Consider the following 25,897-nt stretch of genomic DNA (forward strand, 5'->3'; position numbering starts at 1 on the left):
CTTGGCATAAAATGGCCTCTGAAGCGAAATATTGTCCATCGCCAAAGACAGCCTTAAGTTGTCGAAACGACACCGCTCAATCGTACTCCTCCTAGAAAGTTAGCATGCCGCGAACGCTCCGGCGAGACTGCCAGATTAGTGCTAGGGTCTGGACTCGATCAGCACTAGAACGCGAGGACGGCGACCAGAGCGATGGCTGAGGCGTAGTTGCGGGCGAGCTTGTCGTAGCGCGTGGCAATGCGACGGAAGTCTTTGAGGCGGTTAAACATCGCCTCAATGCGCCTGCGCTCCCGATAGCGAGACCTGTTATGGCGGATCCGGCGTTTGCGGCCGCGTTTGCCCGGGATGACGGGCGTGATGCCGTTCCGGCGCAGGTCGGTGCGCAGCCAATCGGCGTCGTAGCCCTTGTCGGCACTCAGGCGGTGGATCCGGCGGGCACCTCGGCCAGCACCGCTGGGGCGGCCGTTACGTCGCTGGCGTTGCCCGGCGTCAGCAGGAGGACGCCGGACCGGCGGAGGATATCGGTGAGTGCGTGGATCTTGGTCGTTTGACCACCGCGCGATGGGCCGATGGCCTGCGCCCTTGCCCGCCTTTCCCGCCATGGGCAGACCGGTGAGCCCGGACGTAGCTGCTGTCGAGAGCCGCCGCATCGCCAGCCCATTCAGCCGTGGCCAGCGCGGTCAGCCTCACCTTCCAGAAGCCGCGCCGCGACCAGCGATTGAAGCGGTTGTAGACCGTGGTGCGCGGGCCGTACGCGGCCGGGCAATCGCGCCAGCGCACGGACCGACGTCAGGACATGCAGGATGCCCGAGATAATCTGCCGGTCGTCCTTCTGCTCGGGTCTGGGTTGGTCCCTGCGCATGAACGGCTCGATCACTGCCCACTGCTCGTCTGAGAGCCAGAACAGGTTCGCCATCGTCACCTCCAGGCCGCAAGCGGCCGCCTGGAATCATAAACTGCCAAACAGTGCAATGGCTTGGTTCGGTTCACACCCTAGAGCAATTCCCGATCGGATCGGGTCGGGGGTGATCGCCGAGCCCGTACCGAACGAGGCGCGGGTCCACTCCCCCGTGTGGCAGAAATCTGCTCTCGCAGAGTGCTGGGTGAGGGATCGGGCCCCGAGGGCGCGCCTTAACCTGGTCCTTCCCGTCCCTCACCCCAGCCCTCTCCCGCACGGGAGCGGGGGCTTGGCGCGGCTGCCGAGACCGAGGGCGCCGTCCTTCCCAGCCGTTGCAACATGATCGGGAGCGAATCAAGATGTCTGGATGCGAGACCTTCTTAGCGCGTGCGGCTACTTCAAAGGCTTTCGGTCGCGCACCCGGGTCCGGCGGTTTGGTGGCCGGCTTGGCGAGCTCAGGCTTCGCCTTCAGCTGCTCGCTCAGGCCCCTGTCGGGTGAGTGGCCTTTCAGGACGCGCTGACGGCGGCTGTTGTAGGCGATGTTGAAGCAAGTCAGCGCCGTTCCAAGATATTAGTCGGCCTTCACGCATGGGACGATTCCATATCAACGATTTATGTTGGCGTAGTGGCGCGTCAAAATAGGATGCGACGCCTTGGCTTTCTTTGGTTGGGATGTCATAAAATTTTATATGAAAAAATATAGACCTATTTTTACGGGTGAAAAACGCTAGGAGATATAAATTCTTTTGGATCGGAGGCCGAGCCTCAGCGCATGCGACGATCAATTCAGTTAAGAAAGCTGCCATAACTGTGAGCAGAACTTGATTTTTGCTATGAAACGTGCTGAGCTGAGGTTCCTCGTGCGATTAAGACCGCAGCCGGTGACCCGCACGGGAGAGTGGGAGGGAGGCATGGCAGAGGTCGAGACCTACGTCGCTAGGGGTGGCACCGAGGCGGCCATCGCCACTGGAGCCGGGCCCGCACCCAGCGCCTACACTATCGTGGTTCGGTTCCTAGGTGGCCTGACTGACCGTCAGAAGAGCGCGTTCAAGGGTGCTGCGGACCGGTGGACACGGGCGATAACCGGCGACCTTCCGAGTGTCGTCGTCGATGGGGAGACTATCGATGACCTACTCATCCTCGCCCAGGGCGCTCCCATTGACGGTCCGGGACGGGTCCTCGGGCAAGCAGGACCCACGCGCTTACGTCCTGCTGGCGCTGGCGCGGCGGCCTTCCTCCCCGCGAAGGGCGAGATGACCTTCGATACCGCCGACCTAGCCGAGATGGAGACGAAGGGAACGCTGGATGACGTGATCGCTCACGAGATGGGCCACGTCATTGGGATCGGCACGATATGGGCGCGGAAGGATGTCATACAGGGCATTGGCACGCCGAATCCTGTGTTCCTTGGTCAGAACGCCATGCGCGCCTACGGCCAGCTTCGCGGGGCTGCAAATCCGTTGCCGGTCCCAGTCGAGAACACAGGCGGGCCAGGAACTGCAGGGGGCCATTGGCGGGAAACTGTATTCGGCACCGAACTCATGACGGGCTTCGTAAGCCAGGCTGGCAATCCCCTCAGCCTCATGACCCTCGAGAGCCTGAGCGACCTCGGGTACACCATCGACCGCTCCACGGCGGACCCCTATGTGCTCCCAGGCCATCTCGAACTTGCCGAGGCAGGCGTGCTGACGGACGAGCCCGACGAGAGCCGAGGCATCGTCATCACGAATATCCCGCAGCTCCTGCCGGACGACAGCCTGGTGTAGCGGCACATTCTGCCGCGGTAGGACTGCGAAGGATGGATGAGGACGTTGAGAGATCCGAAGCGCAGGTACTCCCCGGAACGTCCTTGATATCTGCCAAGAACGTTATCGCGACTCCACACAATCAATTCACGCATGAGCTGATCAGGTCTCTGCAGTTTAATTATGGCGACGAGATCGGATCAGCTAAGCCATTCGGCGGCGTGCTCGAAACAGCCACAAAGTTCGTGTTGATCGTGGACGACGGCGAGCGCCATTGTTGGGTTGCAGGCGATCGAGGGTTCTACGTACAAGTCGAATACGAGATCTTGAGGAAGCTGTAGCTGGCGGGAGAACAAATATGCCACAGGTGCCACGGGAGCCGAAGTATGATGGCGGTGGCCGACTTCAGGACCTGGTGGCGGCCGCCGATGACAGCGTCAAGGCTGCCCTTTCCACTGGAAAGGGCATCAGTGAATTCCTGTCGACGATCGACAAGCTCTCCAAAAGCGATATGGAGGCAATCGTCGACGAAGCGATCACCCTTCTCGAGAGCTTCTACGTTCATCTTCCTTTGAAGAGGGCGATGCACGCAGTGGATCCGCTTCAGCGACTGAGATTGCTGCGGCGGCATCTTTCCCAAGTCGCCAGCGAGCTGGCATTTCATCACGAAATGACCGACATTTTTACGTCGCTTCGGGATCTCCACACCAATTACATACTTCCTTCGCACTTTGCGAGGATAGTTGCGTTCCTACCCTTCAGGGTGGAAGCCTGCATCGAGAATGGCCGCCGTACTTACATCGTCTCGAAGACCACAAGTGGCTTCAGCCATCCGAACTTCGTATCGGGCGTCGAGATCGAACATTGGAATGGTATCCCCATTGAACGTGCCGTCGACATCGCTGCATCTTACCATGCGGGCAGCAATCCCGAGGCTCGGCATGCGCGTGGCGTAGCGGGATTGACGAAGCGAGCCATGAACATAGCCCCCCCACCTGACGAGGAGTGGGTGACGGTGGGGTACAAAAGCCTCGGCGGGCAAAGTCTCGAAACACGGATCGATTGGACGATCAGCGACTTGCCCGCTGAGATACAGGCCGGGACGCCGGAGATGTCCGTCGAGGCCGCGGCGGCATTCGGCCTGGATCTTGAAGGCGACACCTTCCAGCGTGTTAACAAGATGCTCTTTGCCCAAGAGATCGTAGCCGCCAAGAGGAACATCAACTCGGCCCAGGCCGTGATCGCCGCGTCAGGCGGAACTCTCCAAAGCGCGGCGGCACTGACGGGCACCGAGTCGACCATGCCCGACGTCTTTTCGGCGCGGGTCGTCGAGGTGGACGGTCGGAAGTACAGCTACGTTCGCATCTTCACGTTCAACGTCGGCGCCGATGAGCCGTTTGTGAACGAGTTTCGTCGACTCATCGAACTGCCGGAGATGCCCGACGACGGTCTGATCATAGACGTAAGGGGAAATGGAGGCGGCCTGATTTGGGCTGGCGAAAGGCTCCTCCAGCTGCTTACGCCAAAGACAGTCGAGCCGTCACGCTTCCAGTTCATCTACACACCCTCTTGCCTCGAGCTTTGCAAATCCGTCAAAGCATTCAAGGATTGGGCGCCGTCGCTTCAGCGCGCTCTGGAAACGGGAGCGGCCTTCTCCACGGCTTTTCCCATCACTGCGCCGGAGCGATGCAACGACATCGGCCAGGGATACTACGGGCCCACCGTCCTTATAACCGACGCGCGCTGCTACAGCACAACCGACATATTCACGGCCGGCTTCCGCGACCATCAGGTGGGCACGATACTGGGTGTGGACGGCAACACCGGAGCTGGCGGTGCCAACGTTTGGACAGTAGACATCATCAACCAGTTCTTCGTGAATGCAGGACTTCCTTCGCCTCTCGGCGTCCTTCCGAAGGGGGCCAATTTCCGGGTGGCCGTTCGCCGGACTCTCCGGGTCGGTCCGGAGGCTGGCACCGAGCTCGAGGACCTTGGCGTGCCTCCGGATGAACGTCACGACGTCACTCGGACCGACGTGCTGAACGATAACGTCGACCTCATTGCGCACGCCGCTCGCCTCTTGGCAGGGAAGCGTGCCTACCGGTTCCGTGTCACCCAAAGCCGGGTAGATGGCAAAATCCAGCTCGACCTGGTCACGATGGGCGTGGAGTACGTAGACGTATTCGTCAACGGCCGTCCGCAGGCGTCCCTAGACGTCGTCGGCGACTCTGTTCGAAGCACCACTTCCGCGCCTCCAGGGGCGAAGATCGAGTTGCGTGGCTACGCGGTGGGTCAGCTCGTCTGCTCCCGACGCTTGACGGCCCAGCCGTAAAGTTCAAGCACGCATACTAAGCTCGACTCATGCGGCGTGGCAGAGGGCATAGGCCCAGGGCGCTGGCAAACGGAAGCGGGGTTTTGTTCGGGCGCCTCGGCGCGATGATGTTACCAAAGTCCGCTCGCGCCAGATCGCATAGCACACGGCGGCCAGAGCATCGGCGAAGGTCGGGCGAGGTTTGGGGTACTACGCGGCGGCCGCGATCCGTTGCCGTTGGCGGGCTGGGAGCCGTGCAGCCCGCAGCGTGACGATCGAGAACAGGGCGAGCAGGCAAGGCGTGGCGCGGACGATTGCCGTGTCGGACCACTTCCGCCGCGTCTCGACCCCGTGACGGGCACGCGCTTCCTGCAAAGTGACCTCGATGGTCCAGCGCCGCACGAACCACCCTACGATCTGCGCGGGCTCGCGCGTCGGATCCGTGCAGAGCAGGGCCTGGGGCGGGAAGCGCGCCTCGGGATCGCGGATGAGCACCCAACGGATCGGTACGACGGGCAAGCCACCGTGCCGCCACACCGCGGTGTCCGAGGTGATCTCGATCGTGCGCTCGCCTGCCCCGTACCAGCCGGGCACCACGACCGCGTGCCAGCGCGTGTCCTCGGCCGCGAGGATCGCGGCGAGTATTGGCAGTCGCGCGCCTTTGGTCCGCGGGCGCCCGATCGTGCCGGGCGGCCGCGGTAGGGCGGGATCGTAGAGCGCTGCGTCGAGCCGCAGGCAGGTGATCACCGTGATGCGAGCGCGGCGCATTGCGTCGAGGAACAGCAAGGCCGAGAAGCTGCTGTCGCCCACCACTATGAGGTCGCGTGCGCGCAGCCAGCGGCGCGCTTAGAAAGCGAGTTGGCGTCCGACGTCGAGCAGAGGCTGGTGCCGCCGACCCCGTTCGCGACAGGCGCGCTCTAACGGCACCAGCGCGTGAGGAACGGCAGCGCCCAGACGCGCCCCGCCCTCCGATGCGGGTGACGTGCTTCTGTAAGCATCCGCCGATCGGAACATCGCTATCAGGATGCATTGACTGGTCCACGGTCGCCGAGAAGGCGCGTCCCGCCCAGGCTTCCAGCGCGATCAAGACCCGAGTCGTCTTCTGCCGGAGCGAAAGTTTCCGGGATGGCGTCGAGTTCAGCTGAACGGTGGTAATGGATGAGTTTTGTTGAGAAACTCGGGATCCGGTCAAATCAGCTCAGCGCAGAACGCCGGATAGAGAAAATTTCACTACTGCATTGCCCTGAACGCACCGCGGGTGCGGGTCGAGACGTTGCGAGAGACCAACCTTTTCTCGCGCGCTACCTTGGAAAACGCTTCAGGTGCCGCCTCCAAGTTTTTCAACAAAATCAGCGCATTTCGGACATGGTGTATCGCTGCGCTTACGAGCTCATCGGCCAGCGAATCGTACGCCAAATCGCCGGCCGGCCTTGTCCACGGTTAGGCTGCAGCTGCCGCGGCAGCGTTCGGGTGTAGGAGTGCCATCTCATCGCGTCGGCGAACCAACAGCGGCAGGTCGGGCCAGTCACGCCATTGCAGCGTGAACTCGCCGCCCGGCTTCGAGGCGACGACCACGGCCTCGTACCAGCCATCGTCCTCACCCTCGGTGATCAGCACGAGGCTGCCGTTCGCGATGCCTGCCCAGCTGCGTGGGTAGCGGGGATCCACGGGACCAGAGCCGCCAGGGCAGCCCGCGTCGTCATCAGCGGGCTCTGCCGGGCCTTGGGCGACCACTCTGATGCTGGATGAGGTCAAACACTTCGGCTCGTCGGCGAGTGCCTGCAGGCGCTCGTACACCTCCCGAGCGACGAACGGCACGAAAGCGCGCCCCGACCCGAACACCCGGCCCTGGGGTAGATCGGCGGTGGCTGCACGCTGAGCTTCATCGCACAGAACGAAGGTGCGAAACCCGATGGTATCGGCGGCCTTCGTCGCGAGTCTCACGTCGGTGACTCCGAACCAAGCGGCGTGAGGCTTTCCGCTCTTGTCGACGCCGAACACGACGAGGGCCGGCATCGGCTTAGCGAGCGGGCTCTCGGCGGGGATGATGGCACCTTTGGTTTTCCTTGCGGTGTCTGCGATCATAACAGGCTCCAGAAAAGCGAAGGGGGCCTCGGAATGAGACCCCCTTGGGATGGTTGCGGATCGCTGATGCTGGTGCAGAAGGCCGAACGGTCGCGCTCGGTGGTTCGGTACCAGCGTGGGTGGTGGGTGCCTCATGGCGGCCCTCGATGAAGGCCACAAAACGGCAGCCCAATAGCTTATTATCAGACTATATTCCTATTCGTCAAATCGGCATCGAATTGGGTCAGCTGCGCTATGATGCCGAGCGGCGCCGCGGCAGGGATGCTCCGTGAACCTGGACCGACATCCCTCCTGGCCGGCGTGGCCGCACAACTCTTGCCTGCCGATCGATAGCAGGTATCCGCTCGCCGAGGCGCCAGCCACGCTCGCGTGCATGAAGCAGGACAAGCACTTCGGAGAGATCGTCCTGACGATCTAAGGAATGCGCTGGGCGAAGCCTTCCTGCCTGAACTCACGAACCGCCGTTCGCCAGCTGCCCGAAAGTGGGTGGGATGAGGGCTGCTGTTGTCGATCGCCGGCACCGTCGGACTGCTGCGACCGGGCGAGTTGCAGCTTTGACCTGCCAGCGCGGCTTCGCCGAAATCTCTGGCGCCACACTCGTGAGGCGAAGAGCGTCCGGCTCAAAACTCGTAAAAGCCAATTGATAATGTAGGCCAAAGCAACGCGTGGAAGCGCCCGCCGCGCCGCCCCTACTTCATCAGACCAGCCAATGCACTGCAGACATGCTGTGTATATGGGACCTATTGCCTGATTGCAACAAGGAACAGCCGCAATGCCGATGCCTGATACGAACAGCTACACCACCCGCAAATCATATATTGAAGCCTGGGGAAGATACTTTGAGGAGAAGATGGATGCGGGATGGGAGGGCCACCTCATCACCCTGATGTTCAAGCATATCCCTGGATCTGAAGCAGCCAAACTGCGGGTCATGGAGTGGGAACTGGAGCGGGTGTACGCCACGCTACTCACCCGCCTTTTTCGCCGGCCAAACGCCCCCCGGAACTATGGCAAGCTGCCGATCATCGTCGCCGCACCGGACTACCCCGTCGCTAAGCGCGAGAAACACCTCCTCAGCGAGGTGCGGGTCAACGACGGCCTTCACTTCCACGGGGTCGCCCTCTTCCACCCGGAACGGCGCCTAGTAGGAAGCATCCACGATCACTTCGACGAGAACCTCCACCTCTACATCCACGGCGAGCACCCGCTGCTTCAGCTTCACCTCACCCGCATCGAAAACCGGACCTCCTACGTCGCTGACTACGGCTACAAGACCGTTCAGCGCCGCGCCGCAATCGGCCTCGATGGCTTCGTCATTCTCCCGCGGACTTCGGGCGAGATGCGATAGGGCATCGGGATCGACTCAGAGCTCGATGCGTGCTGATCAGCGAGGAGGCTCAGTCGCCCCACAGGGGGCCTTTCCGGGCCTCGTCGAAGGCGCAAGCGATTAGTTGAGTCGCGTCTACGTTTTTCGCACGGTGCGAAAAGGGTCGGATGGGAAACTTCAACTGCGGGTATTCTTTCCCGGCCGCCCGGCCTTTTCTCAGATTATTACGCTTTGAACAGGGTAGGGGGCGCTCAAGCGCCCCCCGGTCACTCGAAAAGGGTGTAGGCAAAAAATTCGAGGATTGGTCGACCGTCGACCACACCGAGGACGCGACCACAAACGCCAAACCAGTTGCCAGTTTCGAGCCTTGTCATGTCTCGGCCACTTCCGTCGAACTTACAGTGAAGTACCTCTGTCCCTTTCAGTGTTTTGACGACCGGATATTTTTGCTGGTCATCCCTTGTTATGTGTTCGGTCTCATCTTCATCTTTCGACTGATCTTCGCCATTATCATCGCTTGATGCGTCGCTCGCATCGGATGCGGCCTGGTTATTGGGCTGCTTCCGCCTGCGAGGAGACTTCACGTGCTGAGCTGCGAGCGCTCTGTATCCTCCCGCATCGGTGACGGTTTTCGACAGCTCGGGCAACGTAACTCCTTCCGAGAATAGGGGCTCAGTTGCCCGGTAGTACAAGCTCCCTTCTTTCGCATCTGTACGTACCTTGGATAGAACGAAGCGTAACGCTTCACTCTTGCTCGGACGACGCTTAATCCGGCGCATAAATTCGCCGTCTAGAAGGTCGGCACAGTTTTTTCTTATGCTCCAGAGAAGATTTGCTAGTTCGAAGCAATCGATGATTTGCTTGTCGATTCGGTCTCGATAGCTGCCTTCTGCTTCATCGAAGAGTGATTTGATACGCTCGATTTTTCGTTCGACTCCACCCTTTCTGAGCAAGGTCGCTCGGTCGGTACACTTCGTGGAAATGTCCCGCTGATTTGGAAGGGAAATATTCCTGAGGCCATCGAGACCGGAGGCCAATGGTGGGGTTGTCGAACCTGCTTTGCGGGAAGCGATTTCCGAGCTACCCCGCACCTTTGCCCTTCTGCTGCCGGCATTCATCACGCAACCTCCGCCTGAATGAGGCTGCGAATGTCCTCGTACCTCCACGCGGTGATACGAGGCCCAAGTTTCACGGGCTGTGGGTAACGGCCCGATCGAACCCCAGCCCACCAAGAGGATTTGCTGATTGGCAAAGGGCCATGTGGGTGAATGATCTGACTGAGACGCAAGCAAGTCGCCTCAAGTACCATATTCGGAGTGTTGGTCTGATTATTACTCGAGCTTGACATTCACTATCTCCACCGAACGAATGCCAACACCGCTTGTGCTGACCGGTGTATGATGATCGCCCGCTCGGCGGCTGACGTTAGAAATTACCTCTCACGAGAAAAATAATTAGCCTTAGCAACGAGTTAGTCACAAAATGAACCCGTTTATTTTCGCTCGTAGGCTATCGGGTAGTTTGGGAGCCACCGTGGGAATTGCCACCGCTTGTCCCGGCAATTTGGGAAACCCGATCAGTCGCGTTGCCCGCGGGTCAAGCACCCTATGCAACTGCTGCATCACCCAACTCACTCGACCCAGATAGACTGGAAAGAAGGTGAGGTTTGAAACGATCTCGTCGATACTTTCAGCAAAATCATCATCTTGCGGGTTCAGAGACCAGTCAAACGGGGAGTGGTACTGCTCGACATAGAGGAAGGGGAAAGTGCAAGCTCTGCTGCGCCATTGATGCTCGAAGGTGCGGCGCGACATCGACCAGTCTGGCCCAAACGCTCCTTCCTCGACGAGGATTTTCAGACTCTCGAGCGTGCGTCGGCGGCGCTTGTCTGTTTTAGACGGCTCGTCGTAGATCAAATAATTAATAATTTGTGCGTAAAACTGACGATCATCATAGCGCGATTTCGTATTGGTCACAATCTCAAAATCTGGGTTGAATGCAGCTTGTGGGGAACTTAGACGCCTGACAAGATCTATAGTTAGGTATTTATTGAGTATGCCTTTATGTCCTGGATCAAGATCGTCTATCCGTTTACTACCGAATTTTTGGACAGCATATGATGTTATGCAGTTGACCATTGCGGGGACATGAAACCCGGGCTCCGACGGCCACCGAATCCAGGAGAGAAACTGAAACAGCGCCTCGTGGGTCGCTGCCGGCTCCCTTTCTTTATCGCTGCATAGTTGCAGCAAAATGTCGGCGATCCGAATTTGGCTGTTGGGCGCGGCAGAGTTCATCGCTTGTTGGATGTCGTCACTTTGCCTTTGCCACCGGTAGACCGATGCGGTTGATATGCCGTATTTTCTGGCTATCTCAGTCGCCGTCATTTCGGCGAGAAAGTCTTCTGAAATTAGGTGAAGGTACCGCGCTTTCTCCTCAGGCGTCAGACGACCGCTCGTTCGCTTACGTCGGTCTATTGGACGCTTCCGGGCTTTGCGCGGCCTATGCATTCTACTGTGGTCCAAATTCAAAGCGGCTGCGTGCTAGCGGTGAAACGCGCCCACTCTTCCATGAGATCGCGCCGCTTTTCCAGTAGGTCGCCCCGCCGGTAGGCGGCCTCAACACGGTTCTCGACCGTGTGGGCCAGTGCCATCTCGGCCACCTCCCGCGGTAGGCTCGTCGCCTCGGCCGCCCAGTCCCGAAACGACGACCGGAACCCGTGGGCCGTGATTGACGACCCCATCCGTCGCAACGCCATCAAGAACACCATGTTCGACAATGGCTGATCGCTCCTGCGTCCTGGGAACACCAGCGCGGTGCCGCTCCCCAATGCCCGAGCCCGAGCCAGCACGTCGCAGGCCCGTCCACTCAGCGGGACGCGATGCTCCCGCCCGGCCTTCATCCGCGCCGCAGGCACGATCCACAGCGCTCTCGCCTCATCGATCTCAGCCCACCGCGCCCCCAGAACCTCGCCTGTGCGCGCCGCTGTCAAGATTAGGAACTCGAAGGCCAATCGCCCGATCTCACCCTGACCGCTTATCCCCCGCAGCCGCGCGACGAAGGCTGGCACGTCGGCGTAAGGCAGGGCGGCATGGTGTTCCGCGCGTTCGCTTTGCTTCGGCAAGCCCTTTGCAACACCGCCGACCGGGTTGTCACCGCTGCGGTGACCGGCCGCCTTCGCCCAATCGAGTACTGTTCCGATCCGCTGACGTACGCGCCGTGCGGTTTCCCCCTTCGTCAGCCAGATCGGCGAAAGCGCACGCAGCACATCGGGAGTCTCGATTTGGTCGATGCGCTTGGTGCCGAAATGCGGATTGGCATAAGTGTGCAAAGTCGTGATCCACTGCGCCGCGTGTTTCGAATTGCGCCATGTCGCCTCGTGTTCCGCGTGGACCAGTTCTGCGGCCTCGGCGAAGGTCGGAATCGTCGCTCGCGCCTTCTTCCGCTCGGCCATGGGGTCACCGCCGTCGCGGGCAGTCTTGCGGTAGGTCAGAGCCTTCTCGCGAGCCTCAGCGAGGCTGACGAGGCCGGCCCCCCCGAGGCCGATATCGCGTCGCCGGCCCTGCACCACGATGCGCAGGAGCCAGCGCTTGGCGCCTGAGGGGTCGACGATGAGGTAGAGGCCGTGACCATCGGCGTAACGGCCGGGGGCCTTCAGCGCGCGAACCTGCACGCTAGTCAAAGCCTTCTCAGGATGTCGTCCAGTTCCGCCCATCGCAGGGTCCGCCTAACTTACCTACCCCACATTTTGACCCACATCGTCTGTTGGCTGCAAGTGGATCTTGCGGGATTGTGTCGGACCAGCGCACCGGCGGCGAACCCCCCTATCCACTTGGTAGGCTATAGCAAATCAGTCGATGTTGATCCTTCTTGGACCGTCCTGGATAATTGAGTAGGGCGGTCCCCCTCTCCGCCAGTCGTCCCGTGACGCACGCCATAGATTTTCGTTTTTGGGCGCGTTTCCGGCTACGATCTCATCATAATTTATCGCTGACGCGCGTGCGTCATCGATAAATAAGGACTGTTCGCCCTGGCAATTCGATGCCTCGCGATCCGATCGTGGCAGGCCTGGAACCCGCCGCGCTCCTGTACAGGCTGAGCCGCATCGACTGCTGGGACATGAGGCAGGAGGATGCCCTCTCGCATCCAATGCGTGTGTTCCGGTGGGCGATGGATTTCGCTAGAGCGTTTTCGATTTGATCTGGCTCATATCCTGCGGCGGCGCAGAAGGTGGCACACTCATCGGGCGTGATCGTATCGATGAGCCGACCGATGGCTGCCCACAATCCCTCGACAGTGCGCTCGGCGGCCTTGCGCAGCAGCGCCTTGAGCTTTGAGAAGGCCATCTCGATCGGGTTGAAGTCGGGCGAGCCGGGCGGGAGGAAGAGCAGCCGCGCGCCGGCCGGCCCTGTGTGGCTGCCGAGGTTGTCCATCACGACGGTGTCGCCGGGAGCGAGTTCGGGCACGAGCACGCGCTCGACGGAAGTCTGGAAGGCGTCGCGGTTGATCGAACCGTCCAGCACGAACGGCGCCGCGAGGCCCGACAGGCGCAGGCCCGCCACGAAGGTCGTGGTCTTCCAGTGACCGTGCGGCACGCTCGAGCGAAGCCGTTTGCCGCGGGGGGGGGGCCGCAGGTGCGGGCCATGTCGGTCGAGGGCCAAGTCTCGTCGAGGAACACGAGGCGGGCGAAGTCGAGATCGGGCTGGCCCTCGAACCACGCCTCGCGGGCGGCCTTCACGTCCGGACGGTCGTGCTCCGTGGCGTGGGCTGTCTTTTTGTGTACGTCAGGCCGCGCGCGTCAGGAAACTCCACGGCGTGCGCAGCCCAACCGTTCGGTCGTGCTCATCCTTCAAGCGGGCCTGCATCTCCTTTAGGGTGACGTCATCCCGCTCGGCGATCAGGGCCCGCAGGAACGCCTCGTGCGGATCGAGCTTGCAGCGGCGTGCCCGACCTTGCGGACGGGCCGCCACCGTCCGGGTCGTGGCCAGTGCCGTCATAAAGCGGATCGCGGTCGCAGCACCCGCCCCGAAGTGCTTGGCCGCTTGCCGGCGCGAGGTCGCGCCTGCCGCGTCAACCACCCGCTCACGCAGATCCTGGCTGTCGGGTCGGCCCATGCCGTGCTCCTCACAGGGAGCGCGCAATGAATCAGCCCAAATGCCCGGTGTGAACCCCAGCCGTCCGACTCAGCGCATTCCGAAAAATCTCTAGTCGGTCTGGAAAATACTTGAATATAATGTTAGATGAAATGTTTTATAGTTTTGTTGATTTCAAATAATCTTGGATTTTTTGGTTCAAAAAACAATCTCTCCGCTAGCGATCCTTTGCGACATAAGTTTTCGCGAACACAGAGACCGCCTCGGCGACATGGTCCTTGATCTGATCGGGATCGATGGCGAAGGTGTGCGGGGTGAACAGCATCAGCGGAACGAATTTGCCCATGATGCTGCCGGTGAAGATCTCCGCCGCCCGCGCCGGATCGTCGCCGGTGAATTCCCCGCGGGTCCGGGCCTCGGCCAAGTAGCCCGTGAGCTTCTGCAGGGTACGGCCCGGCGCCATCGCGTAGAAGGCCTCCCCGAGCGCCGGATGCCTGTGAGTCTCGTTCACGATCATGCGAGCCAGCGCGACCACCATGGGGCTGCACATGCATTCCAAAAGTGCGATGCCGACCGATTGCAAGACGATTGGAATGGGCCCATCGCTCTCCAGAGTTGAGTCGAGAACTTGTCGGACTTCGTTGTTCCGGTTGTCCACCACTTCGATGAACAGATCTTCCTTGCTGCCGAAATGCCGATAGAGCGTTTCTTTGGACGACCCAGCCGCGAGAGCGACCATCTGCATCGTCGTCTCAGCGAAACCGTGCTCGAGGAATACCTTCTCGGCAGCCTGGGCAATCTCCGCGCGGCGCCGCGCCCCGCGCGGGATTGGCCCACGCGCGGCCTTCTGATCGACCTCTGCGGCGCTTGACATCGCTCCGTCCACCCTCGCACATCCGAACCGCCGGGTTCGGTTATGTTGACCGCGTCTAAGGCAAGTGGGCCGCGTGATCGAGTGTTCCTTCGGCTGCGCGGTCGATAGGGTTGCGAATCCGATTCATGGCCGACGATGATACTGACCGTCGATCGCGCTCCGGTGGCCGCCCGCGCGACCGCCGCGACTATATCGATCTCGGCTCCGAAGCCGATGATCGCGGGCGCCGCGCGGCACGCGCATCCGACCGCGAGGAACGGTGGGACGGTGCAAGGTCCATGGCGTTCGAGACGAGCCGCCGCCGCAGCTCCGACCGCGCCCGGGACGAAGCGCAGGACAATTATCCCGATGACGATCAGAACGATGACGGAGGCGAATCCGTAGGAGATCGCGGGCGTCGGGACGCGGATCGATCGGCCGATGACGATCGCCGCGGGCGTCAGCAGAATGAAGAGCACCCCCGCGGCAAAGGATCGGACGGGCAGGACGGATCGGGCCGCGATGGGCGGACCGGCAATGCGGAACAGGGCGGCCGGGATCAGGATGCTGAACGGCGCAGCAAGCGCCGACCGCTCGTGATCGGCATCGGCGCGGTCGTGGTCCTTCTGATGGTGGTTGGCGGCCTCTATTTCTGGCTGTCGACCCGCGGCAAGGCCTCGACCGACGATGCCTATACCGACGGCAACATCGTCAGCATCGCGCCCCAGGTCGCCGGGCAGGTGATCTCCCTCGATGTCACCGACAACCAGTTCGTCCACAAGGGCGACCCGCTGTTCCGCATCGATGCCCGGCAATACGTCTACCGACAGGAGCAGGCCCAGGGTCAGCTCGACGCGAGCAAAGCGCAGATCGCCAATCAGAAACTCGGCGTCGAGATCGCCAAGAAGAACTTCCCGGCCGCGCTGGCGCTGGCGCAGGCGAACCTCGCCTCGGCCAAGGCCAACCTCGCCCTGCAGCAGGCGAATTACGACCGGCAGAAGAGCCTGCCGAAGCTGGCCACCACCCAGCAGGATGTGGATACGACCGCCGCGAACTACCAGCAGGCGAAGGCGCAGGTCGAGCAGGCCGAGGCCCGGGTCATCCAGGCGATGCCGGTCCAGCAGAATATCGGCCAGTCCGAGCAGCAGGTCGACCAGCTCCAGGGTCAGGCCGAGCAGGCCAAGGGCCAGCTGGACCAAGCCGTCCTCAACGTCGAGTGGACTGTCGTGCGCGCGCCCCAGGACGGCTGGGTCACCCGGCGCAACGTCAATGCCGGCGACTACCTGACGGCGGGCCAGCAGGTGATGTCGCTCGTCACCACCGACGTCTGGATCACGGCCAACTTCAAGGAGACCGAGCTGGACGGCATGCGGCCCGGCCAGCAGGTCACCATCACGGTGGACGCCTATCCCGACCTCGACTTGCATGGCCATGTGGACTCGGTCCAGCGCGGCTCGGGCTCGAAGTTCTCAGCCTTCCCGGCCGAGAACGCCACCGGCAACTTCATCAAGATCGTCCAGCGCGTGCCGGTGAAGATCGTGATCGATTCCGGGCTGAAGAAGGACGAGCCCCTGCCCCTCGGCGTCAGCGTCGAGCCGACGGTGCTGCTGAAATGAGCGGCGATCCGAATCAAGGCTGGAAACCCGCCTACAACCCCTGGCTGATCGCCATCACGGTGACGCTCGCCGCCTTCATGGAGATCCTCGACACCACGATCGTCAACGTGGCGCTGCCCTACATCGCTGGGTCGCTCGCCGCCTCGAGCGACGAGGCGACCTACACGCTCACCGCCTATCTCGTCGCCAACGGCATCGTCCTGACCATCGCCGGCTGGCTCTCCGACACGATCGGGCGCAAGCGCTACTTCCTGATCTGCATCGCGATGTTCACGGTGTCGTCCTTCCTGTGCGGCATCTCGCAGAGCCTGGGCCAGATCATCGTGTTCCGCTTGATGCAGGGCTTCTTCGGCGGCGGCCTGCAGCCGAGCCAGCAGGCGATCATTCTCGACACGTTCCCGCCCGCCAAGCGCGGGGCGGCCTTCGGGGTGACCGCCGTGGCGACCGTGGTGGCGCCCGTGCTCGGGCCGACGCTCGGCGGCTACCTGATCGAGCACCTGGACTGGCGCTGGATCTTCTTCGTCAACGTCCCCGTCGGGATCCTGGCGGTGATCGCCAACAGCATCCTGGTGCAGGACCCGCCCTCCGAGCAGGAGAAGCGCAAGACCAAGCGCGGCATCGACTATATCGGCCTGTCCCTCATCGTGATCGGCATCGGCTGCCTGCAAATCGTGTTCGACCGCGGCGAGGACGACGGCTGGCTCGGCTCGCCGTTCATACGGATCATGGCGACGATCGGCTTCCTCGGCGTGTTCGGGGCGATCTGCTGGCTGCTGACGGCGAAGAAGCCGATCATCGACCTCGACGTGTTCAAGGACAAGAACTTCGCCATGGGCTGCGTGCTCATCGGCGCCATGGGCTTCGCCCTCTACGCCAGCGCCGTGGTGATCCCGCAATTCGCCCAGAACGTGCTGGGTTACACCGCGCTGAAATCCGGCCTGATCCTGTCGCCAGGCGGGATCGTGGTGATCATCCTGATCCCCATCGTCGGGCAGCTCATGAAGGTCGTCCAGACGCGCTTCATCGTCATGTTCGGCTTCGCCTTCATGGGCGCAGCCCTGTTCTATTCCAGCCGGCTCGCCCCCGACATCGACTTCAGGACCCTGGTGCTGATGCGCTCCCTCCAAACCGCGGCGCTCGGCTTCCTGTTCGTGCCGATCTCGACCATCGCCTACCTGACCCTGCCGCAGAAATACCGCAGCGACGGCGCGGCCCTGTTCTCGATGTTCCGGAACGTGTTCGGGTCGCTGGGGATCTCGCTCTCGACCGCAGCCATCACCGAGCGCACGCAGGCCGACCAAGCGCACCTGTCGGGGTTCATGACGCCGCTGCGCTCCGGCTACAACACGCTGATCCAGGAGAGTGAGCACACCCTCCGCTCACTCGGCCGCGCAGCCTCCGTCGTGCATCAGCAGGCGGTCGCCCACACCTACCAGACCTACATGAAGCAGGCGCAGGTCTTGGCCTACAGCAACATCTTCCAGTACACGGCCGTCATCGCCCTGATGGTCGTGCCGCTCTGCTTCCTGATCTCGGCCAAGACCGCGCAGGGCGGCGGGGGAGGACACTGACATGACCTCCCGCATCTCCTCCCGCATCTCCTCCCGGCCCCGCCCGTGGCTGCGCGGCGGCGCGGCCCTCGCCCTATCCGGGCTGACGGCCTGCACAGTCGGACCGAACTTCCTGCCCCCCGCGGCGCCGCTCGCGGAATCGAGCGACTACCTCGACACCGGCCAGCCGGCCCGGACCCCGCTGCCGCTTCTCGCCCACACCAGCGCGGTGGAGCCGGCGGTGACGTGGTGGCTCGCCTTCCGCGATCCGATCCTGGCGCAGCTCGAGGACCGCGTCGCGGCGCAGAACCTCGACGTGCAGACCGCCACAGCGCGCCTGTTCCAGAGCCGGGCCCAGCTCGGCACCGCGGCCGCCGCCGGCCTGCCAACCCTCAACGGCCAGGGCAGTGTCTACCGGCAGCAATTCAGCAAGAACGGCACGATCGGCCTCCTGTCCAACTCCCTCGGCGGCGTCACGGGTGGCAGCGGCTCCAGCGCCTCCAGCAGCGACCTGACGGCGCCGCTGACCAACGGCTTCGAGAGCTACACGCTGGGCTTCGACGCCTCCTGGGAACTCGACCTGTGGGGCAAGGTCCGCCGGTCGGTGGAATCCGCCCAGGCGCAGGCGGACGCGGCCGCCGAGCAGCGGCGCGACGCGCTGGTCTCGAGCCAGGCGGAACTCGCACGCGACTACGTGCAGCTGCGCGGGACGCAGGAACAGATCCGGATCGACCTCGCCAACATCAAGGTCAACGAGCAGATCCTCGAAGTGGTGCGCATCCGCCAGCAGCGGGGTCTCGTCACGGGCCTCGACACGGCGAACGCCGCCCAGCAGGTCGAAGCGATCAAGGCGCAGCTGCCGCAGCTCCAGCAGCAGGAGATCCAGCAGATCAATGCCATCGCGCTGCTGCTCGGCGAGCCGCCGCTCTCCCTGTCGCAGGAGCTGGTGACCGGCCGCGCGATCCCGCCGGTGCCGCCGCGAATCCCCGTGGGGGTACCGTCGAGTCTCGTGCTGCGCCGCCCCGACATCCGGCGGGCCGAGGCCAACCTGCACGCGGCGGTCGCCGAGATCGGCGTCGCCGAGGCGCAGTTCTTCCCCTCCGTGACGCTGTCGGCGAGCCCGGTCGTCAACGCGGTCGATCCGGGCAAGATCTTCCGGGGCTCGTCCCTGCAATACATGAATGTGGGGCCGTCGATCTCCATCCCGCTCTTCGAGGGCGGTCGGCTCAAGTCGAACCTCGTCCTCCAGCGGGCCCGCCAGCAGGAGGCGGCGATCGCCTACCAGAAGGCGGTGCTCCAGGGCTGGCACGACGTCGTCAACGCGTTGGCTGCGCTCAGGGGCGACGAGGGCCGCCGGGCGCGGCTGGCGCGGCAGGTGGCCGATGCGCGGCAGGCGCTGGCGCTGTCCCGGGCGCGGTACACGCAGGGCGTCGAGATCTTCACCACCGTCCTCCAGGCCTCTCAGACCGTGCTGCAGGCCGAGACCAACCTCGTCCAGGCGACGGCGGCGATGTCGACTGACTTTGTGGCTCTGTCGAAGGCGCTGGGGGGCGGCTGGGAAAGCACCTTCCCGGCGGGTCCGACACCGGCGCTAGACCTGTCCCGGGTCTCTGTCCCGGCTGCCGATCTCACCCATGCGGGCGCCGGGCCGATTCTGTGAGATCAGGCCCGAGCGGCCTGGTGTCGGCGTCGCCTTGAATGCTTGCCCGAACGGCTTCTTCGCCTGGAAGAGCCGCCCGGCTGCGAGGCGGCAGCGCGAGGATCTCGTGCTGCTCACCCCTGTTCGCTCCACCTTCGCGCTCTCGCACGAGACCTATGGCAGCCCCGTGTGACGCACGAGCTGCACGAACAGGGCATGGCGGCAGGCCGGCGACGCGTGGCCTGGCTGATGCGGGACGACGGGCTCAGCGACGATGTGTTCCCCGGTCACGGAGAGCCTGCGATCCCTTGCCTAACGAGAATGTGTAGCAGTTGAAATTTATCGCCAGCATCGAAACAAAAATGGCAGTTCATGGCATAAATTCACGTCTATTTGATCCTGAATGCGAGTTAAATTGCCACCGATGGTCATTTTTGGAATCATTTATGGGGCAGTGCAGAGATACGGAAACAAATAGAAACGCGATTTGCATCCAAATTGCTCGATTGTTTCTGATAAACAGGGGTATTTTGTTGTAAAATGACCACATTTTCTTCGCGCTGTTCTTGAGCTGGATTAAGCCTCATTGCTCAACCGTGCCGACCCGCGCATGCTGATCCTGCATCGGGGCATCGCAGTCCAACGCCCCGTACAAGCCTGCCTTCAGATGCAGGCGGCGATGCACTTCGCGGCGAGATCCGGAAAACGGGCGCTGCCGCACCACGGGTCTCGAAGCTTTGAGGATATCGATGAGTGTCTTGAAAAGCGCGCTGCTTGCGTCTGCTGCAGCATTCATAGCGGCGGGGGGCAGCCCATGCCGCAGACCTGCCGGTCAATAAGGCTGTCCCCGTCGAGTACGTCCGCGTCTGTGGCGCCTATGGCGCCGGCTTCTTTTACATTCCTGGGACTGACACTTGCCTCCGTATCGGAGGCCGTGCGCGGTTCGAAGGTGGCTACCAGCCCAGCTACACCCGCCAAAGCGGCACCAACAGTGGTGACACCTCGGGATACCAGGGGCGCCTGCGCATCAATCTCGATGCCCGCACGCAAACCGCTTATGGGACCCTGCGAGCCTTCGTGCGCCTCGATGCCGGCGCCCGGACGGGCTACTCCGGTGTCGGCACTTCAGGGACCCAGCAGCGCATCGGTCAAGCCTTTCCCGGTCTCGGCATCGATCAGTTCGGCCGCGATCAGCAGTATGTGAATGTCGACAAGGCATTCATTCAGTTCGCGGGGCTCACCGCTGGTCGCGCCTCCTCATTCTTCGATTTCTACGCCCACGATTTCGAGTTCGCCGGCGCCACTCTCGGATCCGACGTGTTCTCTACAAATCTGCTGGCCTACACGGCGACCTTCGGCAATGGTTTGTCGGCGACCCTGTCCATAGAAGACCCTGTGTTCCGTCGAACCCCGATCTTCTCGCCGACGAACAACCCAGCTGGTGTCACGGTCAACGCCAGCGTTGCGAATTTCGCACAAAGCAATTCGCCAGCTCCGGTGTTCATCGGCTATACTAACGGTATTCCAACCCGCTATAGTCAGGTCGATGTGATCCAGCGCGAGCGGATGCCCGACTTCGTCGGCGTCCTGCGCGTCGATCAAGCCTGGGGCACGGCCCAGCTCTCAGCTGCGGCGCACGAGTTGAACGTCGGCGACGTGGCCAACGGCGCCGGTACGGGCACGGGCTCAAACGTGAGCATCCCACACACCAACAGTGTGTACGGATGGGCCGTACAGGGCGGCTTGAAGATCAACACGCCCTTCATCGCGCCGGGCGACTCCCTCTACTTGCAGGGCGCCTATGGAAATGGCGCGCAGATGTACACCGGGTACTGCGCCTATACCGGCTGCTACACGCAGAGCACGCAGACCATTCAGGGCCAGAAATTCAATCAGTATTTTGCCGACGCTACACTCAATCCATTCACCGGTCAGCTTGAGACGTCAACGAGTTTCACGACCACGATCTCGTATCTGCACTACTGGACGCCGGAATGGCGCTCGGCCTTCTTCGGCTCGTATGGCGAGCAGAGCTTCTCGAATGGGGCCCGCCTTGCGCAAGGTGCCATCTTCAGCCTAGAAAACCCCAACGGTACGAATGCCTTCGGCTCCAACGCCGTCGGTGTGCCAGGCACTCGGTTCTACCAGCTGAGCCAAGCGCTGCGCGACACCTACCAGTTCGTCGCTGGTGGCAGCATCATCTGGTCGCCGGTCAAAGACCTCGATATCGGCGTCGAGGCGTTCTACACGCAAATCGGACTGAAGAGCGGCCGCGCTATCGATTTGGACAAGAGCCCGACGGCCTACTCCAACATCTCCGGCATCAACAACGGAACCTTCGCTGTTGCCACCGCGACGAAAGACTCGATCTCTCAGGTTCGTTTCCGCGTCCAACGCGATTTCTAATTCCAGATCGAGACCGGTTATCTCCAAAGCTTCCCGGTCTTGATGTCCCCGTGCAAAGGGACCTTACTCACCCGGCCTTTGTGCCGGGTTTTTTGTGTCCGACGATGCGACAATGCGGCAATGCGGCAGAGCCGACATCCATCGCCGCCCGATGCCCTCCGAAAGGGCCTGGGCAAGGTGCAAATACTCTTTGGAAGAGGCATGGATATATGAGAGATTTAACGCGCGGATCTGACGAATTTTATGCGGAAATGAATCGGCAACATCGATCGCGATATTGTGTTCAATGTACGGTCATGCCGTGTGCATTGGCACACTGCGTTCAAGGTGCGACCGATCAGGCCGGATCGATAGTGGCCAATCCGTGTTTGACACCACCCAGGGGATAATGCCCCACGTTTCTCTACGGTGCATTCTGTGAAAAAGATCGTTCTGTGTGCAGTCTTCGCTGCAATCCTCGCGACCCCTGCCGTCGCACAGGCGGTGATCGAGACGCCGACCAGCACAACCGTCGTCGTCCCGCCTGGCGCGCCAGGCGTGATCACGCGTCAGCCGGGCTCCACCGGCGATGAGGATGCGTTCACCTACTCGCCGTCCGGCCGAGCGGAAGATGGCATCGCAACGGACTCGGCCGCCGCCGGCAATGAAGCACAGCCCTCACGCGTCGGTTCGACCGGGAGCGGCGGAGGCAAGTGACGCTCTAGGGTGTGGACTTGATCAGCACCGGAAGGCGATGACGGCGGCCAGAGCGAGGGCCGAGGCGTAGTTGCGGGCGAGTTTGTCGTAGCGGGTGGCAATGCGGCGCAAGTCTTTGAGGCGGTTGGAGGCTGCTGTCGAGGGCGGCTGCATCGCCTGACCATTCGGCCTTGGCCAGCGCGGCGAGCGTGGATTTCCAGAAGCCGCGCCGCGATCGGCGGTTGAAGCGGGCGTAGACCGTGGTACGCGGGCCGTAGGCGACCGGGCAATCGCGCCAGCGAGAGCCCGATGTCAGCACGTGCAGGATGCCCGAAATGATCTGCCGGTCGTCCTTCCGCTCGGGTCCGGGCTGATCTTTGGGCATGAACGGTTCGATCGCCGCCCACTGCTCGTCGGACGAGCCAGAACAGGTCCGCCATCGCCACCTCCAGGCCGCAAAACGGCCGCCCGGAATCACAAAACGACAAACTCTGCAACGCCTTGGTTCGGTCCACACCCAGCTGAAAGACCTGAGATTTGCGTGTTCCGGCCCCTCGGCTTCAATGGCGAGGGGCTTCGAAACCAGCCCGGGAGCAATGCGCCCAACCCGGACGGTCAAAACCGATGGACAACGCCCCCGAAGCAGACGTCGAGCCAGACAGATTCACAGGTCAGGGCGGGCCGGAGCACCGCGTCGGCGGCGTGCTGGTTGGCGGAGATTCGCAGGAATTCGAAGGGCGCGCGATCGCTCCGGCGTGATGTCGACGCCCCGTGACGCGTCGTCAGGGGACCAAAGCGGTGGAGCCCCGTCTCACACCGCGCCCCTGAATCGAACCGTAGGCGGTGCACCCGCCTCAAGCAGGCCCGCCAATTTCTCCAGTGCCTCTCGAAGCGTTTCGCGATCGGGCGCTGCGTTGACGCAGACCCGGACGGTATCGCTTTGGTACAACGACGACACCTCGAACAGGCTGATCGGCGTAACCCCGACCCCGGCTTCCTCCGCGGCCTGCGTATAGGCTTCCGCCGACCAGCCGTTCCCCAACTTCAGACAGAAATAGTACGCGTTCGGTTGGGTGAGGATGGCTTGCCGAGGCAGGAGACCAGCCACGAGTGCCTGCCGCGCTTGCGTTTCCGCACGCATCGCGGCGACGACTTGATCGATCCGCCGCGACTCCAGAAGGCGCGTCGCCCATTCCGCGTTGAACGGCGATGCCATCAGCGTGGTCGCACGCAGCGCGATACCGAAAGCAGAGACCAGCTGCCGGGGCACCCGCAGGAAGCCGATGCGCAATCCCGGGCCCGCAAGCTTCGACAAGCTTGAGATGTGCACGACCCGGTCCGGCGCTGATGCAGCCAGCGGTCTCAGGATTGGGTCGGGCAGGAAGCCGTAGACATCATCCTCGACGATCAGGACGTCGTGGCGCGCACAGATTTCGGCTACCTCCCGCCGCCGTTCGTCCGACATCGTGGCGGTGGTCGGGTTGTGCAGCGTCGGCGTGCAGACGAGGACTTTCGCTCGGGTCCGGCGGCAGACCACGTCGAGGTATTCGGGCACGATGCCTTCGCGATCCATGCGGACCCCAACCAGCGAGCGACCCAGCATGCCGGCCGCGGATTTCAGGCCGTAGAAGCTCAGCTCCTCGGCCAGGACGGCATCGCCCGGATGCGTCAGCGCCATCAGGGAGAGCAGCAGGCCGTGCTGGCCGCCGCAGGTGACCAGCACCTCGTCGGCCCGGGCTTCAATCCCGAAGCGACCGAGCCATCGTGCTGCAATGGTCCGATGCCTGAGAAGACCGACGTCGACTTGGCTCGCGAGCAGGCCCCCGAGATCGACGGCGCCGTCGAGTTCGGGGCGGATCAGCGCCAGCGCAGGGTGATGCATCGCATGCGCCGGGAAGTTGTGGGACAGGTCGACGAAGGTCTGGCGTGGGACCGGCTCCCGAAGGGATGGCGGTCCGTCCGGATCCTGCACTGGGTTGAGGAAGGTGCCGCGGCCGACCTCGCCTCTGACAAGGCCCAGCCGCTGCATCTCGGCATAGGCCCGGCTGACCGTCCCGATGTTGAGCGACAGCCATGCGGCCAAGTCGCGCTGCGGCGGCAGCCGATCGCCCGGTCGCAAGACGCCGGCCCGCAGCGCGATCTCGACCGCGCCGACGATGGCCGAATAGCGAGCCCCGGCCGTCCGCTCGACGGCATCGATCCATCCGGGTCGACTCATACCTGCACCGATTGTCCCACACATTGTCTCGGTCGGACCGCAGCCACGACCGAAATTCAAGCGCGATGCCGCTCATATCCGCGCGCCAGGTCCGACAATGTCGCCTAACTTGATCATGACAATACGGTCCCGACCCTGGGTCTGGGACATCACGCGGGGCAAGCCTGCGGAACGGAGATCGCGGTGCCGAAGCCAGAATCAGACCCGTCGGCCATGCTCTTCCACATGGTCTCCGACGGGCCGCAGCCGGTCGCTCCCTTCAGTCACGCGGTCGAGGTCGACGGCTTCGTCTTCGTCACGGGGCAGATGCCAGACACGCCGTCCAACCCCGGCCTCCTGCCGGACGGCATCGAGGCGCAGACCCGCAACGTCATGGCCAACCTCACAACGATCCTGGCCGGGCTCGGCCTGGGATTGGAGCACGTGGTCGTCGCGCGGGCCTTCCTGACGGAGTTCAAGCGCGACTACGCGGCGTTCAACGCGACGTACAAATCCTTCTTCCCGCACGACCGCCTGCCGGCGCGAACCTGCGTAGGCACGACGGGGCTCGCCTACGATGCCTTGGTCGAGATCGACCTGATCGCCCGTCGGGGCGCCGCGCCATCCCTTTCGTCGAGCGAGCAAAAGGACTGAGCCATGGCTTCCGTTCGGGACAAGATCCTCGCCATCGCCGCCGCGGCGGCGCTGAGCTTGAGCTTCGGGGCATCCCAATCCTCTGCCGCGAGCCTCGACGACATCAAGGCCAAGGGGTCCATGGTCGTCGCGACCGAGGACAGCTACAAACCGTTCGAGTACGTCGAGAACGGCAAGCCGATGGGCCTCGACCAAGACCTCCTCGCGCTGCTGCGCAAGGAGGCGCCTTTCAAGATCGACCAGCAGATCATACCCTGGACGGGGCTTCTGGCCGGGGTCGCGACCGGGAAATACGACGTGGCCCTGACGGCGGCCGTCATCACCCCCGATCGGATCCAGAGCCTGAGCTTCACGATGCCGATCGCCGAAGCGACGCAATACTACGTCGTCCGCGCGGACGAGACCCGGATCAAGGGTGTCCCCGACTTGGCCGGCAAGACGGTCGGCGTGCAATCCGGCGGCGCGTCCTACGCGGCCCTGGCCGATCTCGAACCCACGCTGGCGAAGACAGGCGGAAAGCTCGGCAAGGTGGTGCAGTACACTTCGCTGCCGGAGGCATATCAGGACCTCGCCAATGGCCGGCTCGACTACGTGATCAATGGCGTCGTCAACCTCGTCAGCCTGACGAAGGACCAGCCGAAACGCTTCAGGATGGGCGAGGCGGTCGGCGCGCCAACCTATGCGGCCTGGGCCGTCGCCAAGGGGAACGACGGCCTCCTGGCCTACCTCGACCAGTTCATGGCGAAGGTGCGCGCAAGCGGAGAGCTCTACGCTCTGCAGGAGAAGTGGCTCGGCCGGGCCTTCAAGGACATGCCGTCCGCACCGACCAAGTAGCCTGGGAGCGCGGG

The 25,897-nt window shown here is 62.7% G+C and carries 18 protein-coding genes and 6 pseudogenes; 13 read left to right on the plus strand and 11 right to left on the minus strand.

Features of this window, described 5'->3' with window-relative positions:
• Nucleotides 1-164 precede the first annotated feature (164 nt).
• Nucleotides 165-916: pseudogene (locus MCBMB27_RS20460) on the minus strand (IS5 family transposase).
• An 893-nt stretch (nucleotides 917-1,809) separates the two neighbouring features.
• Here MCBMB27_RS20460 and MCBMB27_RS20470 point away from each other — a divergent pair.
• Genes MCBMB27_RS20470 through MCBMB27_RS20475 form a run of 3 tightly spaced genes read left to right on the plus strand, consistent with a single transcriptional unit; the run spans nucleotide 1,810 to nucleotide 4,975 of the window.
• Nucleotides 1,810-2,664 carry a leishmanolysin-related zinc metalloendopeptidase gene (locus MCBMB27_RS20470; RefSeq protein ID WP_075381162.1) on the plus strand — a complete coding sequence of 285 codons (855 nt, stop codon included), beginning with the start codon at nucleotides 1,810-1,812 and terminating at the stop codon, nucleotides 2,662-2,664.
• A gap of 32 nt (nucleotides 2,665-2,696) precedes the next feature.
• Entirely contained in the window at nucleotides 2,697-2,984 is a 288-nt protein-coding gene (locus MCBMB27_RS29740) for a hypothetical protein (RefSeq protein WP_139231671.1), read from the plus strand.
• A gap of 17 nt (nucleotides 2,985-3,001) precedes the next feature.
• Nucleotides 3,002-4,975 carry a S41 family peptidase gene (locus MCBMB27_RS20475; protein ID WP_083683637.1) on the plus strand — a complete coding sequence of 658 codons (1,974 nt, stop codon included), beginning with the start codon at nucleotides 3,002-3,004 and terminating at the stop codon, nucleotides 4,973-4,975.
• A 189-nt stretch (nucleotides 4,976-5,164) separates the two neighbouring features.
• On the opposite strand, the gene MCBMB27_RS20480 is transcribed toward MCBMB27_RS20475, so the two are convergent.
• Nucleotides 5,165-5,764, minus strand: a complete 600-nt coding sequence (locus MCBMB27_RS20480) for a hypothetical protein (RefSeq protein WP_236952759.1) — start codon at nucleotides 5,762-5,764, stop codon at nucleotides 5,165-5,167.
• A 630-nt stretch (nucleotides 5,765-6,394) separates the two neighbouring features.
• On the minus strand, nucleotides 6,395-7,039 hold the full coding sequence (locus MCBMB27_RS20485) for a hypothetical protein (RefSeq protein WP_083683641.1): 645 nt from the start codon (nucleotides 7,037-7,039) through the stop codon (nucleotides 6,395-6,397).
• Between the two features lie 772 nt (nucleotides 7,040-7,811).
• On the opposite strand from MCBMB27_RS20485, the gene MCBMB27_RS20490 reads away from it, so the two are divergent.
• Nucleotides 7,812-8,387, plus strand: a complete 576-nt coding sequence (locus MCBMB27_RS20490) for a hypothetical protein (protein ID WP_075381163.1) — start codon at nucleotides 7,812-7,814, stop codon at nucleotides 8,385-8,387.
• Nucleotides 8,388-8,632: 245 nt separating this feature from the next.
• Here MCBMB27_RS20490 and MCBMB27_RS29745 read toward each other — a convergent pair whose 3' ends face one another.
• From MCBMB27_RS29745 to MCBMB27_RS20520, 5 genes and pseudogenes are all read right to left on the minus strand, one after another.
• Nucleotides 8,633-9,484: a hypothetical protein gene (locus MCBMB27_RS29745; RefSeq protein WP_139231672.1), complete on the minus strand. Its 852-nt coding sequence runs from the start codon at nucleotides 9,482-9,484 to the stop codon at nucleotides 8,633-8,635.
• Nucleotides 9,485-9,841: 357 nt separating this feature from the next.
• On the minus strand, nucleotides 9,842-10,753 hold the full coding sequence (locus MCBMB27_RS29250; RefSeq protein ID WP_159020362.1) for a hypothetical protein: 912 nt from the start codon (nucleotides 10,751-10,753) through the stop codon (nucleotides 9,842-9,844).
• A gap of 140 nt (nucleotides 10,754-10,893) precedes the next feature.
• A complete protein-coding gene (locus tag MCBMB27_RS20505; protein WP_236952760.1) occupies nucleotides 10,894-12,039 on the minus strand; it encodes a tyrosine-type recombinase/integrase in 1,146 nt (381 codons plus the stop codon).
• 526 nt (nucleotides 12,040-12,565) lie between these two features.
• A pseudogene (locus MCBMB27_RS28915) lies at nucleotides 12,566-13,480 on the minus strand (IS630 family transposase); the annotation flags it as partial.
• 196 nt (nucleotides 13,481-13,676) lie between these two features.
• On the minus strand, nucleotides 13,677-14,333 hold the full coding sequence (locus tag MCBMB27_RS20520) for a TetR/AcrR family transcriptional regulator (RefSeq protein WP_051976314.1): 657 nt from the start codon (nucleotides 14,331-14,333) through the stop codon (nucleotides 13,677-13,679).
• 575 nt (nucleotides 14,334-14,908) lie between these two features.
• Between MCBMB27_RS20520 and MCBMB27_RS20525 the strand changes: the two genes are divergently transcribed.
• From MCBMB27_RS20525 to MCBMB27_RS20550, 6 genes and pseudogenes are all read left to right on the plus strand, one after another.
• Nucleotides 14,909-15,928, plus strand: coding sequence for an HlyD family secretion protein (locus MCBMB27_RS20525; protein WP_236952761.1), 1,020 nt, complete (start codon nucleotides 14,909-14,911; stop codon nucleotides 15,926-15,928).
• Nucleotides 15,925-17,499, plus strand: coding sequence for a DHA2 family efflux MFS transporter permease subunit (locus MCBMB27_RS20530; RefSeq protein WP_043388087.1), 1,575 nt, complete (start codon nucleotides 15,925-15,927; stop codon nucleotides 17,497-17,499). The genes MCBMB27_RS20525 and MCBMB27_RS20530 overlap by 4 nt, the downstream gene beginning before the upstream one ends.
• A 1-nt stretch (nucleotide 17,500) precedes the next feature.
• A complete protein-coding gene (locus tag MCBMB27_RS20535) occupies nucleotides 17,501-19,138 on the plus strand; it encodes an efflux transporter outer membrane subunit (protein WP_075381167.1) in 1,638 nt (545 codons plus the stop codon).
• Between the two features lie 46 nt (nucleotides 19,139-19,184).
• Nucleotides 19,185-19,384 (plus strand): annotated as a pseudogene (locus tag MCBMB27_RS20540) (IS3 family transposase); the annotation flags it as partial.
• A 482-nt stretch (nucleotides 19,385-19,866) separates the two neighbouring features.
• A pseudogene (locus MCBMB27_RS20545) lies at nucleotides 19,867-21,523 on the plus strand (porin).
• A gap of 417 nt (nucleotides 21,524-21,940) precedes the next feature.
• A complete protein-coding gene (locus tag MCBMB27_RS20550) occupies nucleotides 21,941-22,219 on the plus strand; it encodes a hypothetical protein (protein WP_075381168.1) in 279 nt (92 codons plus the stop codon).
• Nucleotides 22,220-22,240: 21 nt separating this feature from the next.
• Here MCBMB27_RS20550 and MCBMB27_RS31020 read toward each other — a convergent pair.
• Nucleotides 22,241-22,342, minus strand: a pseudogene (locus tag MCBMB27_RS31020) (IS5/IS1182 family transposase); the annotation flags it as partial.
• Nucleotides 22,326-22,638: pseudogene (locus tag MCBMB27_RS20555) on the minus strand (transposase); the annotation flags it as partial. The pseudogenes MCBMB27_RS31020 and MCBMB27_RS20555, both read right to left, overlap by 17 nt.
• A gap of 184 nt (nucleotides 22,639-22,822) precedes the next feature.
• Here MCBMB27_RS20555 and MCBMB27_RS30860 point away from each other — a divergent pair.
• Nucleotides 22,823-22,957: a hypothetical protein gene (locus MCBMB27_RS30860; RefSeq protein WP_257787389.1), complete on the plus strand. Its 135-nt coding sequence runs from the start codon at nucleotides 22,823-22,825 to the stop codon at nucleotides 22,955-22,957.
• A 52-nt stretch (nucleotides 22,958-23,009) separates the two neighbouring features.
• Here the strand turns inward: MCBMB27_RS30860 and MCBMB27_RS20560 are convergent, their stop codons facing one another.
• The gene (locus MCBMB27_RS20560; RefSeq protein WP_075381169.1) at nucleotides 23,010-24,416 is read right to left on the minus strand and encodes an aminotransferase-like domain-containing protein; all 1,407 of its coding nucleotides are present in this window, start codon (nucleotides 24,414-24,416) and stop codon (nucleotides 23,010-23,012) included.
• 213 nt (nucleotides 24,417-24,629) lie between these two features.
• Between MCBMB27_RS20560 and MCBMB27_RS20565 the strand changes: the two genes are divergently transcribed.
• Both MCBMB27_RS20565 and MCBMB27_RS20570 read left to right on the plus strand, forming a co-directional pair.
• Nucleotides 24,630-25,049 (plus strand): RidA family protein, encoded by a 420-nt coding sequence (locus MCBMB27_RS20565; protein WP_051044636.1) that lies wholly within the window; start codon nucleotides 24,630-24,632, stop codon nucleotides 25,047-25,049.
• A gap of 3 nt (nucleotides 25,050-25,052) precedes the next feature.
• Entirely contained in the window at nucleotides 25,053-25,883 is an 831-nt protein-coding gene (locus MCBMB27_RS20570; RefSeq protein ID WP_075381170.1) for a transporter substrate-binding domain-containing protein, read from the plus strand.
• The last annotated feature ends 14 nt before the right edge of the window (nucleotides 25,884-25,897 follow it).

The sequence above is a fragment of the Methylobacterium phyllosphaerae genome, assembly GCF_001936175.1.
Lineage (GTDB): Bacteria > Pseudomonadota > Alphaproteobacteria > Rhizobiales > Beijerinckiaceae > Methylobacterium > Methylobacterium fujisawaense.

Bases quoted from the DNA above. Each gene is read 5' to 3' on its own strand.
- MCBMB27_RS20535 (WP_075381167.1), top strand. From the start codon at position 17,501: ATGACCTCCCGCATCTCCTCCCGCATCTCCTCCCGGCCCCGCCCGTGG.
- MCBMB27_RS30860 (WP_257787389.1), top strand. From the start codon at position 22,823: ATGGACAACGCCCCCGAAGCAGACGTCGAGCCAGACAGATTCACAGGT.
- MCBMB27_RS29740 (WP_139231671.1), top strand. From the start codon at position 2,697: ATGGATGAGGACGTTGAGAGATCCGAAGCGCAGGTACTCCCCGGAACG.
- MCBMB27_RS20560 (WP_075381169.1), bottom strand. From the start codon at position 24,416: ATGAGTCGACCCGGATGGATCGATGCCGTCGAGCGGACGGCCGGGGCT.
- MCBMB27_RS20520 (WP_051976314.1), bottom strand. From the start codon at position 14,333: ATGTCAAGCGCCGCAGAGGTCGATCAGAAGGCCGCGCGTGGGCCAATC.
- MCBMB27_RS29250 (WP_159020362.1), bottom strand. From the start codon at position 10,753: ATGACGGCGACTGAGATAGCCAGAAAATACGGCATATCAACCGCATCG.
- MCBMB27_RS20565 (WP_051044636.1), top strand. From the start codon at position 24,630: ATGCTCTTCCACATGGTCTCCGACGGGCCGCAGCCGGTCGCTCCCTTC.
- MCBMB27_RS20475 (WP_083683637.1), top strand. From the start codon at position 3,002: ATGCCACAGGTGCCACGGGAGCCGAAGTATGATGGCGGTGGCCGACTT.
- MCBMB27_RS20530 (WP_043388087.1), top strand. From the start codon at position 15,925: ATGAGCGGCGATCCGAATCAAGGCTGGAAACCCGCCTACAACCCCTGG.
- MCBMB27_RS20570 (WP_075381170.1), top strand. From the start codon at position 25,053: ATGGCTTCCGTTCGGGACAAGATCCTCGCCATCGCCGCCGCGGCGGCG.
- MCBMB27_RS20485 (WP_083683641.1), bottom strand. From the start codon at position 7,039: ATGATCGCAGACACCGCAAGGAAAACCAAAGGTGCCATCATCCCCGCC.
- MCBMB27_RS20490 (WP_075381163.1), top strand. From the start codon at position 7,812: ATGCCGATGCCTGATACGAACAGCTACACCACCCGCAAATCATATATT.
- MCBMB27_RS29745 (WP_139231672.1), bottom strand. From the start codon at position 9,484: ATGAATGCCGGCAGCAGAAGGGCAAAGGTGCGGGGTAGCTCGGAAATC.
- MCBMB27_RS20470 (WP_075381162.1), top strand. From the start codon at position 1,810: ATGGCAGAGGTCGAGACCTACGTCGCTAGGGGTGGCACCGAGGCGGCC.